The organism is Pseudoalteromonas ruthenica, from assembly GCF_008808095.1.
GTDB classification, from domain to species: domain Bacteria; phylum Pseudomonadota; class Gammaproteobacteria; order Enterobacterales; family Alteromonadaceae; genus Pseudoalteromonas; species Pseudoalteromonas ruthenica.
The window spans coordinates 788,489-805,369 of sequence record NZ_CP023396.1 but is presented as its reverse complement, the minus strand read 5'-3'; the positions used below and the strand labels follow the sequence as shown (position 1 = coordinate 805,369).

General features: G+C 47.4%; 14 protein-coding genes and 1 pseudogene. 7 read left to right on the top strand and 8 right to left on the bottom strand.

Translation table 11 applies throughout. The features are described 5' to 3' along the window. Positions 1-12 precede the first annotated feature (12 nt). Positions 13-1,791 (bottom strand): aspartate--tRNA ligase, encoded by a 1,779-nt coding sequence (gene aspS, locus PRUTH_RS03860; RefSeq protein ID WP_045978441.1) that lies wholly within the window; start codon positions 1,789-1,791, stop codon positions 13-15. A gap of 186 nt (positions 1,792-1,977) precedes the next feature. Here aspS and PRUTH_RS03855 point away from each other — a divergent pair, with 186 nt between their 5' ends. Further along, a complete protein-coding gene (locus PRUTH_RS03855) occupies positions 1,978-2,835 on the top strand; it encodes a DUF72 domain-containing protein (RefSeq protein ID WP_151173693.1) in 858 nt (285 codons plus the stop codon). 85 nt (positions 2,836-2,920) lie between these two features. On the opposite strand, the gene PRUTH_RS03850 is transcribed toward PRUTH_RS03855, so the two are convergent. After that, entirely contained in the window at positions 2,921-3,610 is a 690-nt protein-coding gene (locus tag PRUTH_RS03850) for a DUF3334 family protein (protein WP_022945145.1), read from the bottom strand. A gap of 223 nt (positions 3,611-3,833) precedes the next feature. Here PRUTH_RS03850 and cmoA point away from each other — a divergent pair, with 223 nt between their 5' ends. The 5 genes from cmoA (at position 3,834) to PRUTH_RS03825 (ending at position 8,079) form a co-directional block, all read left to right on the top strand. Then, complete coding sequence (cmoA, locus tag PRUTH_RS03845) at positions 3,834-4,559, top strand: carboxy-S-adenosyl-L-methionine synthase CmoA (protein ID WP_151172567.1); 726 nt, start codon at positions 3,834-3,836, stop codon at positions 4,557-4,559. 11 nt (positions 4,560-4,570) lie between these two features. Beyond that, a complete protein-coding gene (gene cmoB, locus PRUTH_RS03840) occupies positions 4,571-5,539 on the top strand; it encodes a tRNA 5-methoxyuridine(34)/uridine 5-oxyacetic acid(34) synthase CmoB (RefSeq protein WP_151172566.1) in 969 nt (322 codons plus the stop codon). Between the two features lie 98 nt (positions 5,540-5,637). Next, complete coding sequence (gene purM, locus PRUTH_RS03835; protein ID WP_022945148.1) at positions 5,638-6,690, top strand: phosphoribosylformylglycinamidine cyclo-ligase; 1,053 nt, start codon at positions 5,638-5,640, stop codon at positions 6,688-6,690. Then, the gene (gene purN, locus PRUTH_RS03830) at positions 6,690-7,349 is read left to right on the top strand and encodes a phosphoribosylglycinamide formyltransferase (RefSeq protein WP_022945149.1); all 660 of its coding nucleotides are present in this window, start codon (positions 6,690-6,692) and stop codon (positions 7,347-7,349) included. Before purM ends, purN begins: the two co-directional genes overlap by 1 nt. Then, on the top strand, positions 7,282-8,079 hold the full coding sequence (locus PRUTH_RS03825; RefSeq protein ID WP_151172565.1) for a DUF3108 domain-containing protein: 798 nt from the start codon (positions 7,282-7,284) through the stop codon (positions 8,077-8,079). The genes purN and PRUTH_RS03825 overlap by 68 nt, the downstream gene beginning before the upstream one ends. A 37-nt stretch (positions 8,080-8,116) precedes the next feature. Here PRUTH_RS03825 and PRUTH_RS03820 read toward each other — a convergent pair whose 3' ends face one another. The 4 genes from PRUTH_RS03820 to PRUTH_RS03805 all read right to left on the bottom strand — a co-directional run bounded on the left by PRUTH_RS03820 (position 8,117) and on the right by PRUTH_RS03805 (position 10,437). Then, positions 8,117-8,731, bottom strand: coding sequence for a hypothetical protein (locus PRUTH_RS03820; protein WP_151172564.1), 615 nt, complete (start codon positions 8,729-8,731; stop codon positions 8,117-8,119). Continuing rightward, positions 8,724-9,362 (bottom strand): RNA polymerase sigma factor, encoded by a 639-nt coding sequence (locus tag PRUTH_RS03815; RefSeq protein ID WP_151172563.1) that lies wholly within the window; start codon positions 9,360-9,362, stop codon positions 8,724-8,726. The genes PRUTH_RS03820 and PRUTH_RS03815 overlap by 8 nt, the downstream gene beginning before the upstream one ends. A 41-nt stretch (positions 9,363-9,403) precedes the next feature. After that, entirely contained in the window at positions 9,404-10,039 is a 636-nt protein-coding gene (locus tag PRUTH_RS03810) for an energy transducer TonB (RefSeq protein WP_151172562.1), read from the bottom strand. Positions 10,040-10,116: 77 nt separating this feature from the next. Next, positions 10,117-10,437, bottom strand: a complete 321-nt coding sequence (locus PRUTH_RS03805; RefSeq protein WP_151172561.1) for a cupin domain-containing protein — start codon at positions 10,435-10,437, stop codon at positions 10,117-10,119. A gap of 113 nt (positions 10,438-10,550) precedes the next feature. Between PRUTH_RS03805 and PRUTH_RS19275 the strand changes: the two are divergent. Then, a pseudogene (locus tag PRUTH_RS19275) lies at positions 10,551-10,709 on the top strand (DUF6435 family protein); the annotation flags it as partial. 387 nt (positions 10,710-11,096) lie between these two features. On the opposite strand, the gene PRUTH_RS03795 reads toward PRUTH_RS19275, so the two are convergent. Next, positions 11,097-14,576, bottom strand: coding sequence for a PAS domain-containing hybrid sensor histidine kinase/response regulator family protein (locus PRUTH_RS03795; protein WP_151172559.1), 3,480 nt, complete (start codon positions 14,574-14,576; stop codon positions 11,097-11,099). Between the two features lie 13 nt (positions 14,577-14,589). Continuing rightward, positions 14,590-16,881: an ATP-binding protein gene (locus PRUTH_RS03790; protein ID WP_151172558.1), complete on the bottom strand. Its 2,292-nt coding sequence runs from the start codon at positions 16,879-16,881 to the stop codon at positions 14,590-14,592.

Genomic DNA, 16,881 nt, shown 5'->3' with positions numbered 1-16,881 from the left:
TATCGCTATCGCTTATTCGCTTTGTTCACTCTCAGAGGCAGTCACTCCGATACCCAGCTCTTGCAGAGCGTCGGGATTTGCCACACTCGGAGCATCGGTCATCAAACAAGATGCTTGCGTCGTTTTCGGGAAGGCAATGACATCACGAATATTGTCTGTACCACAAAGCAACATCACTAGACGGTCAAGGCCGAACGCCAAGCCAGCGTGCGGCGGTGTACCATACTTCAACGCATCGAGTAGGAAACCGAACTTATCTTGTTGCTCTTGCTCATTGATCCCCAATACTCGGAACGCCGCTTGTTGCATCGCATTGTTGTGGATACGCACCGAACCACCACCCACTTCGTAACCATTAAGAACCATGTCGTAGGCATCAGAAAGCGTGCCGGCAGGGTTGGCTTCCAGCTCCTCTGGGCTGACATCTTTTGGCGCAGTAAATGGGTGGTGAACCGCGTGTAGATTACCTTCATCGTCTTCTTCAAACATCGGGAAGTCTACGACCCACAATGGTGCCCATTTGGTTAAATCAGTTAGCTCAAGGTCTAAACCAATCTTCAAGCGCAGCGCACCCATGGCTTCATTGACCACATTGCGTGAGTCGGCACCGAATAAAATGATATCGCCAGTTTGCGCATTGGTGCGTTCAAGTAAGGCGGTGATCACCTCTTCGTTCAAGAATTTAGCAATCGGTGATTGCACGCCTTCCACACCTGCGTCGCGGTCATTGACCTTCATCCAGGCTAAACCTTTAGCGCCATAGATGCCGATAAACTTGGTGTACTCGTCAATTTGCTTGCGTGACAACGACGCTCCGCCTGGCACGCTAAGCACAGCTACGCGGCCTTTCTCATCATTGGCAGGGCCAGAGAACACTTTGAACTCAACGTCTTTAACCAAATCAGCAACGTCAATAAGCTCCATCGGGTTACGTAGGTCAGGCTTGTCAGAGCCAAAGCGGCGCATGGCTTCGCTGTAGGCCATCACCGGGAACTCGCCCAAATCAACATTCAGCAACTCTTGCCACATATCACGGATCAGTTTTTCAGTGACACCGCGAACTTGGTCTGAACTCATAAATGAGGTTTCGATATCGATTTGCGTGAACTCTGGCTGGCGGTCGGCACGTAAATCTTCATCACGGAAACATTTAACGATTTGGTAGTAACGGTCAAAGCCAGACATCATCAACAATTGTTTAAACAACTGTGGCGACTGCGGCAATGCATAGAAGCTGCCATGATGCACACGGCTTGGCACAAGGTAGTCACGTGCTCCTTCAGGGGTCGCTTTCGTCAGTACCGGCGTTTCAATATCGAGGAAGTCATTGCTATCAAGGAAGCGGCGAACAAAACTTGTGGCTTTGGCACGCAACTTAATACGGTCGCTCATCTCTAAGCGGCGAAGATCCAAATAACGGTATTTTAGACGGCGCTCTTCGGAGTTTTGCTGGTTAAAATCCAGTGGTAGAGCGTCGCTGCGGTTAATGATCTCAAGGCCAGTACCTAGAATTTCCACTTCACCTGTGCTCATGTCTTTGTTGACTTGGCTGTCAGGGCGAGCGCGGACTACCCCTTTGACTTGTACACAGAATTCTTGACGAAGTTTATTCGCCACATCCATAAGCCCTTCGACTTCCGGGTCGAACACCACCTGCACCAAACCTTCGCGGTCACGCACATCGACGAAGATCAAGCCACCTAAATCGCGGCGTTTGTTGATCCACCCACACAGAGTAACTTCTTGGTCGACATGACTTTTATTTAAGTGTCCGCAATATATAGAGCGCATAATATTCCTGTTTTAATTGTAAGCGCGCATTGGTTTAAGCACGCAGTGGCCAAATTAATTGCGTCAATTATATAAAAACGGCAGTCAATGTCACGAAGCAAACTCCGAGTTGCACACTTATTGAACATCCAAAGCCATAAAGCTGTGCTAGCATAGCTGCCAATCACTATGAACCGTGCCCTAACCATGCTTTATCTAGGTTGTCCACAGTGGTCTAATACCGCGTGGAAAGGACAATTATTTGCCCAACACTGCCAACAATCACAGATGCTCGCCCGTTACAGCGAAGTATTCAATGCTGTGGAGGGAAATACCACTTTCTATGCCGACCCCAGCCCCGATGTGGTAAAGCGCTGGCTGCACAGCAGTGATGAGCACTTCCGCTTTACCTTTAAATTTCCTAAGCGTTTTAGCCACGACAGTGCCTTGCAAGCTCCAAAGCAAGAACTCACGCACTGGCTTAAACTAATGGCGCCCTTATTCAGCAAAGTAGGCAGCTTGATGTTGCAATTGCCAGCAAGCTTTACACCAACGCACCTACCCCGACTGCAACACTTTATTGCCCAACTACCCAAAGACTTGCACTACAGCGTGGAAGTGCGCCACCGCGATTTTTTTACCAAAGGTGACAGCGAGCGCGCACTGAACCGATTTTTACATCAACATAATATTGATCGTGTTTGTATGGACACCCGGGCGCTGTTTGCCGTCTCTCCCTATAGTGACGCCATTATTGACGCACAGCAGAAGAAACCTCATTTACCAGTGCATGCGGTGGCCTTGGGCGAGCGCCCAGTGGTGCGTTTTGTGATTGCTGCGCTAAGTGATGAGTATCAGCACTATTACCAGCCTTGGTTGGCAAAGATTAAACAGTGGTTAGATGAAGGCAAGTCACCTTATGTGTTTTTACACACCGCTGATAACGACGGAGCGCCTTTACTGGCACGCCAGTTTGCGCAGGATTTGCAGCGCTTTTGTGGCTATTATCACCGTGCCGTTGAGCCATTCCCGGGTGAAAAGCACCAACAGGAACAGCTCTTTTAGCACAGCTGCGCTGCCCTATGTACTGGCATCACACCAGTCACAGAGGGTCGCAAATATTGTTAGCCTCACGCCGTGTATGGGGCTATTAAAGACCTAGGTTTTCCATAAAATCGTCATCGATATCCTGCTCAGCCTGCTGCTTTTTTGCTTTTTCTTCAGCTTGTTGCTTATCGGCATGGGCACTCTCAATGATGTCATCAGGGTCTACCGCATCGGTGATGTCAAAATCATGGAGCTTGATAAACTCCGTTTTATCCATCGCCAATTCAAGGTAAAAAATATTTTGGTTCTGTGTGGTAAACGTCACACGGCGCGCCTGAGGCCTGTCCATAGTGGTATCCACAGAGATTTGCACTTGCTTGTTGATGGCCATCATTTTCGGCTGATTTTGGGTGATCGACGTGTGCAGTTGCTCCCTGACTTTATTAGTAAAGTCACCGACGATTTGGTTCATGAGCTCCCCTAGCACATTGGAAACATCATCAGAAAGGTGGCTCTTCGCTAACTCTTCCTCGGGCATGCCCATGTTACGCAAGTAGTCCGAATAGACTTCCATCGCCGCTTGCGCGGTAAAATTCGTCACCACCAACCCTGTAAAGCCACCATCGAATAACACGAAGCAGCCAATATCTGGGCGCATACAGGTGCGGGTTATTTTTTGCACCATGGCCGAATAGCTAATATTATTGCCGCTGGCAGAAGACAACACCTCGGTCACCGAATGACATAACGTGGAAAGAATATCCTCGGTACTAATTACTTTGCTTTTTTTCATGCACTGTCTCACATCTTTATTTACTGGCATAAAACCATACTACAGCGGTTAACTTACTGAATAACCGAAAAACTAGCCAGTACTGTTTACATTTTTTGGCACCTTTTGTGACCCAGCGAAAGCGAATGCAGCCTAATGCGGCCGATTTGTGCTGCTAAAGCTCACCACAGCGCCAACAAATTTGATAAAATATTGTCATTGTTTCTATCTAGAGCTTAGCAAAGTGTCAGTGAAAGACAGTATTTATGCTGCTGAACAGCAAGTAAAAGATTTCACCTTCGATGCCAACGTCGTCGAGGTGTTCCCAGATATGATTGAACGCTCGGTACCAGGGTATGCCACCATCGTTAGCACCCTTGGTAAATTGGCCGGCAAATACGCACAGCCACATACGCGGCTGTATGATTTAGGCTGCTCGCTAGGCGCCGTAACCCTTAGTATGCGCCGTAACCTCACCCAAAGTGGCTGTGAAATAGTCGCCATTGATAATTCTCAAGCCATGGTTGAACGTTGTCGCATGCATTTACAAGGCTTTCGCTCTGCTGTGCCCGTTGACGTGCAGCTTGGTGACATTCTTGACGCTAAACTTGAAAACGCCTCTGTCGTGGCGATGAACTTCACCATGCAATTTATTCCACCTGAGCAACGCCATGCCCTGCTAACGCGCATTTTTAACGCCCTAAAGCACGGAGGTGTATTGCTGCTAAGTGAAAAACTCAAGGGCGAAAATGCCGATGTCGACGAGTTATTGGTTGACCTCCATCATGATTTCAAGCGCGCCAATGGCTACTCAGAGTTAGAGATAAGCCAAAAGCGCACCGCCATTGAAAATGTCATGCGCACCGACACCTTGAGCACCCATATTGAACGCTTGCAAGACGTCGGCTTTAGCCAAACCCAAGTGTGGTATCAGTGCTTTAACTTTTGCTCTATGGTCGCAATTAAATAAACGGAACAGTTATGAATCAATGGTTTAATCAGTTTTATCAACACATTGCCTGCACCGATTTGAGCCACTGGCTAAATACCTTACCTGGGCAGTTGCAACACTGGCAGGACCAAGCTCGCCATGGTGATATGCCAAAATGGCAAAAAGTGCTGAACAACCTGCCTGAGTTAACGCCATCAAACATTGATGTTCGTACTCAGGTCGCAATAGGCCAAGCCGAAGACATTAGTGACGGCGAGCGCAAACAGTTAACGCATCTACTAAAGCGCTTTATGCCGTGGCGTAAAGGCCCGTTTTCACTGTTTGGTATCGACATTGACACCGAATGGCGCAGCGACTGGAAATGGGAGCGCGTGTTACCCCATATCAGCGATTTATCACATCGTAAGGTCCTAGATATTGGCTGCGGTTCAGGCTACCACCTGTGGCGTATGCGTGGTGAAGGCGCCGAACTGGTGGTGGGCATCGACCCCAGTGACTTGTTTTTGTGCCAATTCCAAGCCATTAAACAGTATCACCCAGATCCTGCTGTGCATTTGCTGCCTTTGGGCGTTGAACAACTGCCAGCCTTAAAAGCCTTCGATACGGTATTTTCCATGGGGGTGCTTTATCATCGGCGCTCCCCTATCGATTTCTTAGCACAGCTACGAGCGCAATTGCGCCCGGGAGGTGAACTGGTGTTAGAGACCTTGGTCGTCGAAGGCGATATTCACACGGTACTGATGCCGGAAGATCGCTACGCAAAGATGCGCAACGTGTGGTACATCCCAAGCACCGACGCATTGCAGCTGTGGTTGCGACGCGTCGGCTTTAAAGATATCCGCGTTGTTGACACCGATCAGACGTCATTGGCAGAGCAACGGCGCACGTCGTGGATGGAAAATGAGTCGCTGGCCGACTTCCTTGACCCGAATGATGTAAACAAAACCATCGAAGGGTATCCAGCGCCACTTCGCGCCGTGCTGGTTGCCACAGCCTAACAAGGACATTCGTCCTCCTTTTTCTAGCCTCCAAGGGGCATTTGCTGTAAAATGCCCGGCGTTTCTAAGCAACCCCTAAATTTATTTGAGGAAAACCTGTGAGCGAACAAAAACAGTCTCTTAGCTACAAAGACGCTGGCGTCGATATTGATGCTGGTAACGCCCTCGTTGAGCGCATTAAAGGCGTTGTTAAAAAGACCAAACGCCCTGAAGTGATGGGCGGAATTGGTGGCTTTGGCGCGCTCTGCCAGCTTCCCACTGGCTACAAAGAGCCTGTTCTTGTTGCTGGTACTGATGGCGTTGGCACTAAGCTACGCCTCGCTATCGACCTAAAGAAGCACGATACGGTAGGGATTGACCTTGTTGCAATGTGTGTCAACGACTTGATTGTCCAAGGTGCGGAGCCATTATTTTTCCTAGATTACTACGCCACTGGAAAGTTAGATGTTGATACCGCCGCCGATGTGGTCACCGGTATTGGCGCAGGCTGTGAGCTTTCAGGTTGTGCCCTTATAGGTGGTGAAACTGCAGAAATGCCAGGGATGTACGAAGGTGATGACTACGACATGGCTGGCTTTTGCGTTGGTGTGGTGGAAAAACAAGGCATTATCGATGGCACCAAAGTCGCAGCTGGCGATCAACTCATTGCGTTAGCCTCAAGTGGTCCTCATTCCAATGGCTATTCACTGATCCGCAAGGTACTTGAAGTGTCGGGCGCAGATACCAGCAGCGAATTTGCGGGCAAACCTCTTGCCGAGCATCTACTGGAACCTACCCGCATCTATGTTAAGCCGGTACTGGAGCTACTTAAACAAGTTGATGTGCATGCGCTTTCACACATCACAGGTGGCGGCTTCTGGGAAAATATCCCACGTGTATTACCACAATCAGCTAAAGCCGTGATTAAAGGCGATAGCTGGCAGTGGCCTGCGGTATTTAACTGGCTACAAGAAAACGGCAATATCGAAACACACGAAATGTACCGCACCTTTAACTGTGGTGTCGGTATGGTTATTGCCGTGCCAGCCGATAAATTAGAGCAAAGCTTAAGCATCCTGAAAGACGCAGGTGAAGACGCATGGCACATCGGTGAAATTCAAGATGCCGGCGCCGATGAAGAGCAAGTAGAAATTCTAGGTGGAAGTAAGTAATGGCCCATGCCCGACTCGTAGTATTGATTTCGGGCAGCGGCTCAAACTTGCAAGCGATTATTGACGCCTGTGCAGCGGGAAATGTTCCCGCTGAAGTATGCGCGGTGATCAGCAACAAAGCCGACGCCTATGGCCTAGAGCGCGCTCGCAATAGCGGGATCCGCGCTGAAGTACTAGACCATAAAGCTTTTGCCTCTCGCGATGAATACGATGTGGCTCTAGGTGAGCTTATTGATAGTTTTTCACCAGACTGTGTTGTATTAGCTGGATTTATGCGTATTCTAACCCCTAGCTTAGTGCAAAAATTTAAAGGAAAAATGTTGAACATTCATCCTTCATTGTTGCCTAAGTATCAAGGGCTGAACACCCACCAGCGCGCACTAGATGCAAACGATAAAGTGCATGGCGTTAGCGTTCACTTTGTTACCGAGGAGCTCGATGGCGGACCTGTGATTGTCCAAGCCCAAGTGCCCATTGAAAATGGTGACACAGCACAAACGCTGGCACAAAAAGTCCATGCACAAGAACATATAATCTATCCGTTGGTAGTAAAGTGGTTCAGCGAACAACGACTGACGATGGAAGATAACTATGCAGTGCTCGATAACAACACCCTTCCTAGCCAAGGTGCCGACCTTAACGCGTACTTGGACAGCTAATATTTTATTGGTCGCAGCGTTAAGCTGCGGCTCTTTCGCCGCTGATGCACAGCCGCAATCTCAAGCCAGCGACGCAACCTCTGCCCTTACTGAATACAGCGCGGAGTACCATGTCACTCGCCAAGGTGAACGCCACGGTAAAGCCAGGCGCGCCCTCACGCGTATTGACGATAGCCACTACCAACTGAGTTACCGCAGCGATATAGAGTGGATGATTTTTTCCGACGAACGTGAAGAAACCAATCGCTTTCAGTTTACCGATGGCGAAGTAACGCCTATTTACTACACCATGGAGCGCACCGGTACGGGCCCTGATAAAGAGTACAAGATCAGTTTCGATCACAGCAATCAACAAGTATTCAGTAACGAGTCTAAATACGCGCTCGATTGCCCTTGGAAAGCAGATTATCAAGATGTACTGTCTTACCAAATAGCCCTGCGCAAAGCATTAGCCGAAGGACAAGAGCGATTTGCCTACCCCATAGTGGATAAAAAAGGTAATAGTCGCGAATATGCTTTTGAGGTTGTCGGCACTGAAACCATCACCTTGCCTATTGGCAATGTAGAAACAGTTAAGGTAAAGCGCCTTTACGATAACGATAAGCGCCAAGCAATCGCTTGGTTTGCACCAAAAATGAATTACATGATGGTGCGTATGTACAAAGGCAAAGATGGTGTCGAACAATTCCAGGTTGAACTGGCCAAATATGTTCCCTACACCCCACTATAAAAATGTCGGCAAGTAGCATCGCTGCTTGCCTCGCTCTCTACCCACATGATTGACTCGGTGCGCCACGCACGGCAACGAGTTGGCCTTGAGTATTAAACTCTAACTGCATAAGCATATCCTTTTCAGGCATCCTCGCCGGCGTTTTTAAACGCGCCAATAATGGGGCACTCAACGCAAGCAGTACTTGCTCTTGGCAATCAGCAAGTAGCCAATCATCATCAAGGTGCACAACACGCGCTATACGCTGGTACTCACCCTCAATTGCCGCACCATAAGCAAGTTGTTGGCGCTGTAACTGCGCGCTTAATTGACGCTCAGCATCTTCAATGTTGCGAATTTTTCTGGGCACCACCGCACTCACACGCACGCGCTGCTCACTGCCTTGCAAGTCATAGATTTCAATACGCTGATAAGACGCCAAGGTGTAAGTACTCGGTGCCGGCCCATGATACTGCTGCCAACTTATCGCGCCGAGCACAAACACAGCGGCACAAGCCATGAGCCACTGTGTTCGCATCCACCATGCTTGCTTGATGTGCCTTGATTTAAACAAGGTGTGGTGCAACTGCTTCTTTTCAGTATCAGTTAATCGCAGCTCTCGCTTTTGCCGCTGATGCGCTTGGTGTAAACGCTCGTCACTTAACTTAGTCATTCTTTGCTCCTGCTTGCAGTACTATCGCCAACTTGTCTCTGGCATAGCGTAAACGGGTTTTGACACTCTCTTTGGCGGTGTGAGTAATGGTCGCGATCTCACCCAAGCTGAATCCCTCGAGTTGGAGCATCAGCGCCTCTTTTTGACCAAAGGGCAGCTGCTGCATGGCCGCTGATAACTGGGCTAGTTCGGCATCAGCAATAAGTCTATCAACCTGCTGATGATCTATATTCAAGGTGATAGCTATTTCATCAGTATCGATATCTAACGTCACTTTGACCCGCCGGGCATAATCAATTACGCGATTTCGAGCAACACGAAACAACCACGCTTTAAAACTGCCGTGACCTTGGTCTTGATAACGCTGCGGATGCGAGAGCCACATTAACCATATTTCCTGCAGCATATCTAATGCCAGTTGCCGACGGGTGTGCGTATCGTCAATCACACTGCCTAGTTGCGCTTGCACAAAGTAAAGTAAATCGTCGCTCAAGCGCGATATTAACGCGTGCTTCGCCGCTTTACTCTGAGCATCCCCCTTGAGTGCTTGGTGCACTAACTGCTCATCGCTCAACGGCTCATTTTGTTGTAACTTTGGCTTTAAAAGCCAAGCCGCTGCGGCTTTTATCATAACGACTCCTTGGTGCGGCAACCGCAGTTGCCGCTCTCCCTTTATTGCTGCAAATTAAAGTCTAACCTTACTTGTTGATTGCGCTGTACTTGCGCACCACCGTTATCAAGCATGGGGTTAAACTTCCACTTGCGCAGTGCTTTTAAGGCATAACGGTCGAAAATACGTTTGGGTTCGCTGTCTATAACCTCGGCGTTCATTACCGCCCCCGTTGCGGAGATATCATATCTTAATACCACAAACCCTTCGATACCCTCGCGCGCCGCCTGCGGTGGATATTGAGGTGGTACTCTTACCAAAGGTCTTGCCGCGCCTTGTGCCGCACTTGGAAAAGCATCAAGTTGAGTCGAAGGTGCGGGTACATCAGGGGTAACCGCTATTGTCCCCGGACCCTCAAAGGCAGGCTCAGCCGCTACTTGTGGACGCTGCTTCGGTCGCGGTGGTACTTTGGGCGGCACCGGTTTCGCTTTCTCAATGACCTTGGTTGGCTCTTTGGGCTGGAGGATCTCGACGATGGGATACTCCTTCGGTGCATCAGGCACCCTGGCAGGGCCATCGAGTAAAGACACCATAAATAAGAAAATAGCGAAGGTCACCGCGCTACCAAGAAATACACACGCCAATATTTTTGCGCTGGGAGCGAAGAGCTGATTATGAAAAGTTTGCGTTTGTTGCATAGTAATCCCCTTTTGAAAACACACCCATTTAAACGGGCTTAGCAACAAAACGCCGGGGGAAACAAAAAGGGGTGAATTTATTTTTCTTTTTCTGCGTTAAACCAAAACTCAATCTCATCGGTCTGCACTTCGAAGTGCGCCTCATGCTCAACATGAGCCGGTACGCAATACCACTGCCCTGCACCAACGCGCTGCGTTTTACCATTCATCGTCAGTATTAATTCTCCTTTTATGATCACCCCATGGTTGTCTGTATCGTGGGTGTGCGCTGCAATGCTGGTACCTGCGGGGTATGAAGCAAATAACACGTCGCAGCCCTGCGCTTTTAATTGATAGGCATCAAAACGGCCATCATAGAGCGCCAGTTCACGTATTTTATCTGGATAACTTCCGGGCATCCGTTCTCCTTAATGGTGTGAAAAATATTGCCTCTGATGAAAAATATAGATGATTTTTAAACTCTTTGGGTTTAGACCTCGTAAAAGTGTGGACAATAAAAAGGAGTGAGCCGATGTTCTCATGGTTTAAATCGAATCCCACCAAAAAACTTGAACGCCAACACGCGCAGAAACTCGAACAAGCTATGCATGCCCAGCGCAACGGCAACATTCGCGGTTATTCACAACTAACCTACGAGGCCGATGAAATCTATAAAAAGATTAAAGAGCTAGGGTCTGTTGATCTTTGCTGTTCTATTTTTGTTCTGTTTGAGCGTGCTTTTATCGCGGCGCTCGATGTGTGGCCTAGTAATCTAAGCGAATATCGAGCAACAATGAGAAAAGTGCGCTCAAAAGAACCGTTCGGCAGCGCTTGATTGGCTTTTCTACTGTGTTAACGGCTGGCTCACATAGAATAACTATGCCACGCAGCCTCTGCCTTGTATAAAACCCAATCAAACTGCTGCAAAAACGAACTTGAAAGGTCAACAGACCCTAGAAACAGCGCAAAACACCTAAAAAAGAGATACTAACACCGAACTATATGCAGGCCATTGCGGCCTTCTATTTATAGCAGGTGCATTTGCCGATGCATGGGCTTGCGCCCTTCACAGCAATATCTAGTCAGACCCTTCTAAATAATGCTCAATATCTGCAATAAGCTCAGGCAGGCTAGTGTCGATTTCTTGCAATTCGACCTGCACCTCTAAGGTTCCACTGCCAGCCAAGTGCTCCACCTCAGCAAGTAGTTGATGTAATCTTGTTGCACTAATTTCGCCACATAAGCCTTTTAGAGAATGCGCCACTTGACGCACCTGTTCATGATTTTCATCGTTAAGGCTTTGGTGCAGTTGAGCCAGTTTTTGTGGTGCGGTTTTGATAAACAGTCGGCATATTTTATTTAGCAACACCTCTTTATTTAATAGCCGAGAGAGCGCCGCGTTTCTATCCCAGAGAGGCTGTTCAGAGTCTTGCGTATGACTAAGTTGCTCACCTGCCTGGGGCTGAGAATGATTGTCATAATTTGATAACCCCCAGTGCAGGACTTTTTCCAGTGCCTCATCAGGGTTGATAGGCTTACTAATATAATCGCTCATGCCCGCTGTTAAGCACTTCTCTCGCTCACCCATCATGGCATTTGCCGTCATCGCAATGATGGGAATATCGGTAAACTCAGAACCGGCGACACCCGCACGAATTTGCTCGCTAGTTTGGTAACCGTCGAGAACAGGCATCTGACAATCCATCAACACACAGTTAATGGCTTTGCCCTCGCGCGCACTGTTTTGCAACATATCAATGGCTTGTTTGCCGTTATACGCTTTTTCAAGCTCTACTGGCAAAGTATTTAATACGCCACACGCCACTTCAACATTAATTTCATTATCATCAACTATCAACACTCGACAACCACTAATGCGCTGGATTAACTCCTCAGAGATATCATCAGCGCGCTCATTAGCGTCATTGTGCCCCGATATTAACGGTACGACCTCTTTTGCGCCTATGAGCCTTAACAAGTCGCTGTGAGTCAATGGCTTACTAATTGTAACAACATCAACACTGAGGCTTTTTGGCGCTCCCGTACCCGGTTGCTGTAGCAATACAAGTTGGGCTTGTGGGCAGTCTTGCTGCCACTTGGTGACCAGCTTACTTAGCTCTTCTACACTGTAAGAAACACCATCGATAAAGATAAAGTCGCACCCTAGTGATCCATTGGATACCTGTTCTATATCAGTGTGAACACGCCCTCCTTCGCCTTCAATCAAGCGTTGTACATGGGCGCGTGCATACTCATAGGTACAGATCACCGCACAGAATTTGTCAGCGAAATAGGCTGTTTTTTGCGCTATCGCGACACTTTCTAAGGGCATGGAGATATAAAAGCTAAACGTGCTGCCTTCACCTTCTTGGCTGCTTACACTAATATCTCCGGCCATTAATTGGCATAACTGCTTACAAATAGATAATCCGAGGCCGGTTCCCCCGTAGTGCGCGGCAATGTTGCCATCGGCTTGGCTGAATGCCTTGAATAACCGTAGTTGCGCCTGCTCATTAATACCCATACCACTGTCTTCCACACTTACCTGTAAGCGATATGATTGGCCATCGACAACATCACCCGAAGCAATGATACGAATATACCCTTGTTCCGTGAATTTAATGGCGTTACTGATAAGGTTATTCACTATTTGCGTAAAGCGAAGAGGATCAGCCGCTACCTGCGTGCAGCAAAGCTGCTGGGTATCAATAAACACTTCCAGCCCTTTATCATAAGCGCGAACGGCACAAGACCCGACTAAGCTTTCCAGTAACGAAGCGGGGTTAAAAGGTTTGGCATTTAAATCAAGTTTACCTGCTTCTATTTTTGATAAATCTAAAATATCGTTTATTAGCAGCCTTAAGTTAGACGCACTTAGCTCCATCATATCGGTAAGTTGCCGTGCTTTTTCAGATAATGGCTCGCGCTTTAAAATATTGAGCGTGCCAATCACACCGTTAAGAGGGGTACGTAGTTCGTGACTGATATTAGAAACAAATGCGCTTTTGATATCACTATTCTTTAGGGCTTCATCTTTAGCTTGCGCGAGAGCTTGGGTACGCTGTCGAACCTTAGCCTCTAATTCAGAATTTAGGCGTTTAACTTTCAGCTCTGCCGCTTTTTCTTTACTGATATCGCGAATAATGAGCGCAATACCTATTAAATCTTGAGATTCAGATACGACGGGGCTAACAGAAACGGCCAAATATAAAGCACGCTCGTCAATAGCCACTTCACACTGATCTTTTATCTGTGTTTCCGATGTTTGCAAATCAGTAATGTACTTTTCCACCGGTAGTTTTTGTAACAGCGATAGTTGCTCGTAATATTTACCAATTCCAGCTTGGCTAGTGACAACCAACAACTGCTCAGCAGCATGATTTATACTCGTTATTTGCCCCTTTAAATCAATACCGACTATGGCATCAATCGAGCCCTCCACAATCGCTGAGGACTCACGACGCGCGTCCGCAAGCAGTTGACTGCGAATGGCACTGCGATGAAAAGTAACAATTAAAACTGAAGAGAGCAGCACAACCACAGTTAAAAATGAATAAGTTAAAAGCCGCTTCTCATTTATAATCCCATTAATGTAGGTTTCAGGAGTGAGTACATTAAAGTTAACAAACCCATACTTATTGTTGGGCCGAGTTTGTACTTTTTCAGAATAGATATACACGCCCTGTTGCTCTGAAAAGCGCTGCTCTGCAAAGTAAGTATTTTCATACTCGATAGGCCTGCTATAAAGCGACGACCAAGTTATATCTGGGGCTAAGTCACGAGTGAATTGATACTGCTCGATGGGGTGGTAAATAACATCCCCCTCAGAGCTGGTGATCACTAAATGTGAATAATCAAATGTGGTGTCTACTAGTTGTGAGATAAGCTGGTTGGCATTGACATTCATAATCAAAAATGCGAACCGCTTGCCTTGCTCACTGTAAATAGGTATTGCAAAACGCAACATAGGTTTATAAGGGAAGGATATATCACCAAATTCACGATTTAACGATAACGGCGACATGTAAATTTGGTTTAACCCCAGCTGTGAGCTGGGTAAAAAATATCCTTCACCCGCTTTATTCTGTAAGGAATAATCCGGCACGGCTTCCACTGCAGCGCCACGACGCTGCACACGCACCAATTCATTGCCTTCGGCATTTATGGCGATGATCCGCAGTTGCTCTACAGCAAGGTTGTTCTCCATAAAACCGATAAAAATGGTTTCGAGCCGTTCTTTCCATTGTGTGTACGTGGTGCCATCATAAGCATCGATGCCGTTATTAAAATGTGCTCGGGGCAGCCCAGAGATTGGCGGCGTAGAATGTAGAAAACGCAGGTCGGCCTTATAGTTAGCAACGGATTTAGTCACCACTTCTTTGAGTCGCTCCGCTGTTTCCTTCAGGTCTACACGTATCTGCTTTAATGTATTTTGTTTTACATTCCCTTCAAATATGAACACTGTAGCAGTGGTAATAAGTACAAATAATAAGGTCGCTGCCCATATAAAGGCACTGGATTTTAGTTTTCTTGAACTGCTGTGCTTTGCTTTGCTCATGTTTACTTCCCTGCTAATTTTTTATACCACAGAGCGGTTCACTGTCAGTGCACCACTTGCGCAAGACCGCAGCCAATTGTTCATACTCAATAGGTTTAGTAAGAAAGGCATCCATCCCTGCATCAAAGCAGCGTTGTCGGTCTGCCGATAGCACATTGGCCGTTAGCGCAATCACGGGGACCGAACCGTAATTGGGCAGCGATTTAATCACTCGCGTCGCCTGCGGGCCATCAAGCACGGGCATTTGCATATCCATAAAGATAATGTCATAGGCTCCAGTCTCACACATGGCAATCGCTTGCTCCCCGTCGCTTGCTATACTAATAGCCGATATCCCGAATTCATTAAGTAGCGCCTCTGCCACCACTTGATTAACTTCATTATCCTCGACAACCAGCACGCTCAGTGTTGAGAAGTCTTGCGTGTGGGTATTCTGTTCTTGCAAGCTTACGTCGGTCTGTTGCTTGTACGCACTCACTTGAGTGCTGAGCTCGAAGTAAAAATGGGACCCTTGACCAAGCTCACTTTCTACCTTTAAAGCGCTTCCCATTAGTGCCAATAGTTTGCTGGTAATAGTCAGCCCCAAGCCCGTGCCGCCAAAGCGCCGAGTAATGGATGTATCAGCTTGAGAAAAAGCTTCAAAAAGCGAGGAGATATGCTCTGGTGCTATGCCAATCCCTGTATCTGAGATACTAAACAGCAATGTTAGCTCATCGCCTTTTTGCTGGCTCATGGTCACGTTCAAAGCCACACTGCCTTTTTCGGTGAATTTCACGGCATTGCCCAACAAATTCATGAGTACTTGCTTTAAGCGGGTCTCATCTGCGTCAAAAATAAGATCATTGTCGCTCTGTGTTGCGCTAATAAATAACTGAACACCTTTGGCCTCAGTTTGTTCAGTAAAAAGATGGCGAAGCTCCTCAAGAAGGGAGGTAAGTGCGACAGGTTGGCAATCGAGTTCAATTTTTCCGGCCTCAATTTTGCTCAAGTCGAGGATGTCGTTAATGATCACCAGCAAACTAGTGCCAGAAGAGCGAATCATACCCAGCATACGTTTTTGTTCTGGGCTTAATGCCGTGTTAGTAAGCTGCCTTGCCATACCGAGAATACCATTCATAGGCGTGCGAATTTCATGGCTCATATTGGCTAAAAACTCTGATTTCACCTTGCTCGTGCGCTCGGCTGCCTGCTTAGCAACAATAAACTCCTTGCTGAGTTCGCGAAAACGGTTGGCAGCGCCAGCCAACACGCCAATTTCATCCTTGCGTTCAGTGTCAGTAATCGGTGCAGATAAATCTCCTTGTAAAAAGCAACGAAAGCTATTGGTCAGTCGGCGTACGGCTTTGGCAATATGAAAGTGGAAAAACAGCGCTAGAACGACGACATAGAGTGCTGCCGCTCCCCCTAAAAAGTTAAGAATATGAGTCGTATTCGAAACAATGGACTCTGCCGTATGCTTGATTTGCTGCAACCTTTCTAGTGATTGCTCTCTTAACGTATCTGCTAGGGCGCTAAATTCAATGGCATCCCCTGCCATCACTACATTAACTAAAGTAAAGTAGTTGCGGTTGGCCTGCACGCTTTTATTAAATACGCTCTGGTACTCTTTTACCAACGGCACAACTGACCCTACCAATTCAGGATACTTGTTCACTAAGGGTGCACTGAGATTGCGCTCGAACACTAAAAGGGAGGTAATAATTTGTCTGACCTCTTGACGCTTAGCATAGTCCTTTTTTATTAAAAACAGTCGAGCGTTATAGTGCAAGCGGTGCCATGAATTAATCGTTTCCGTGATGCGTAAACGCTCGTCGGTATTTGTGGATAATTTTTTGAGACCTTCTAGACGGTCAATGGCACCTTGATAAATTCTTGGTAAATCGTCATCAATCAGTGAACTGCGGATGGTATAGCGTTTAGTCAACACCTTGAGGTTGTTACCATAGCGTTCAACCAAATCGTTCATTGCATCAATATAGGTTTGCTCGCTAGGCGCTACACTGACGTCGTTGAGTGTATCAAGGCGCTGCCGAATACTGCGGTAGTTTTGCTCTATTTTTTCAAATACGGCAATACTCCCCGAGGCCCCATATACCGAAATATCACGTTGCATTTCAACGATGTCTTTGTTAATTCGCAAAATACCGATGGCATGATTGCTGATGTCGGTAATATCATCAACAGAGCGCTCTATACTCTGTAGCCTGCGGTCCATTACAAAGTAACTGGCAACGAGCGTAGCAACTACTAGGGCCAGTGCCAGTGTCATTTTCGCGGCAACGGAGCGAGATATGAATTCAATCAC

Excerpts from the sequence above, each read along its gene's own strand:
- PRUTH_RS03820 (WP_151172564.1), bottom strand. The coding sequence starts at position 8,731 with ATGACTAAGTTAAGTGACGAGCGTTTACACCAAGCGCATCAGCGGCAA.
- PRUTH_RS03795 (WP_151172559.1), bottom strand. The coding sequence starts at position 14,576 with ATGAGCAAAGCAAAGCACAGCAGTTCAAGAAAACTAAAATCCAGTGCC.
- PRUTH_RS03850 (WP_022945145.1), bottom strand. The coding sequence starts at position 3,610 with ATGAAAAAAAGCAAAGTAATTAGTACCGAGGATATTCTTTCCACGTTA.
- PRUTH_RS03805 (WP_151172561.1), bottom strand. The coding sequence starts at position 10,437 with ATGCCCGGAAGTTATCCAGATAAAATACGTGAACTGGCGCTCTATGAT.
- PRUTH_RS03825 (WP_151172565.1), top strand. The coding sequence starts at position 7,282 with ATGCAGTGCTCGATAACAACACCCTTCCTAGCCAAGGTGCCGACCTTA.
- PRUTH_RS03815 (WP_151172563.1), bottom strand. The coding sequence starts at position 9,362 with ATGATAAAAGCCGCAGCGGCTTGGCTTTTAAAGCCAAAGTTACAACAA.
- PRUTH_RS03810 (WP_151172562.1), bottom strand. The coding sequence starts at position 10,039 with ATGCAACAAACGCAAACTTTTCATAATCAGCTCTTCGCTCCCAGCGCA.
- aspS (WP_045978441.1), bottom strand. The coding sequence starts at position 1,791 with ATGCGCTCTATATATTGCGGACACTTAAATAAAAGTCATGTCGACCAA.
- purN (WP_022945149.1), top strand. The coding sequence starts at position 6,690 with ATGGCCCATGCCCGACTCGTAGTATTGATTTCGGGCAGCGGCTCAAAC.
- PRUTH_RS03855 (WP_151173693.1), top strand. The coding sequence starts at position 1,978 with ATGCTTTATCTAGGTTGTCCACAGTGGTCTAATACCGCGTGGAAAGGA.
- cmoB (WP_151172566.1), top strand. The coding sequence starts at position 4,571 with ATGAATCAATGGTTTAATCAGTTTTATCAACACATTGCCTGCACCGAT.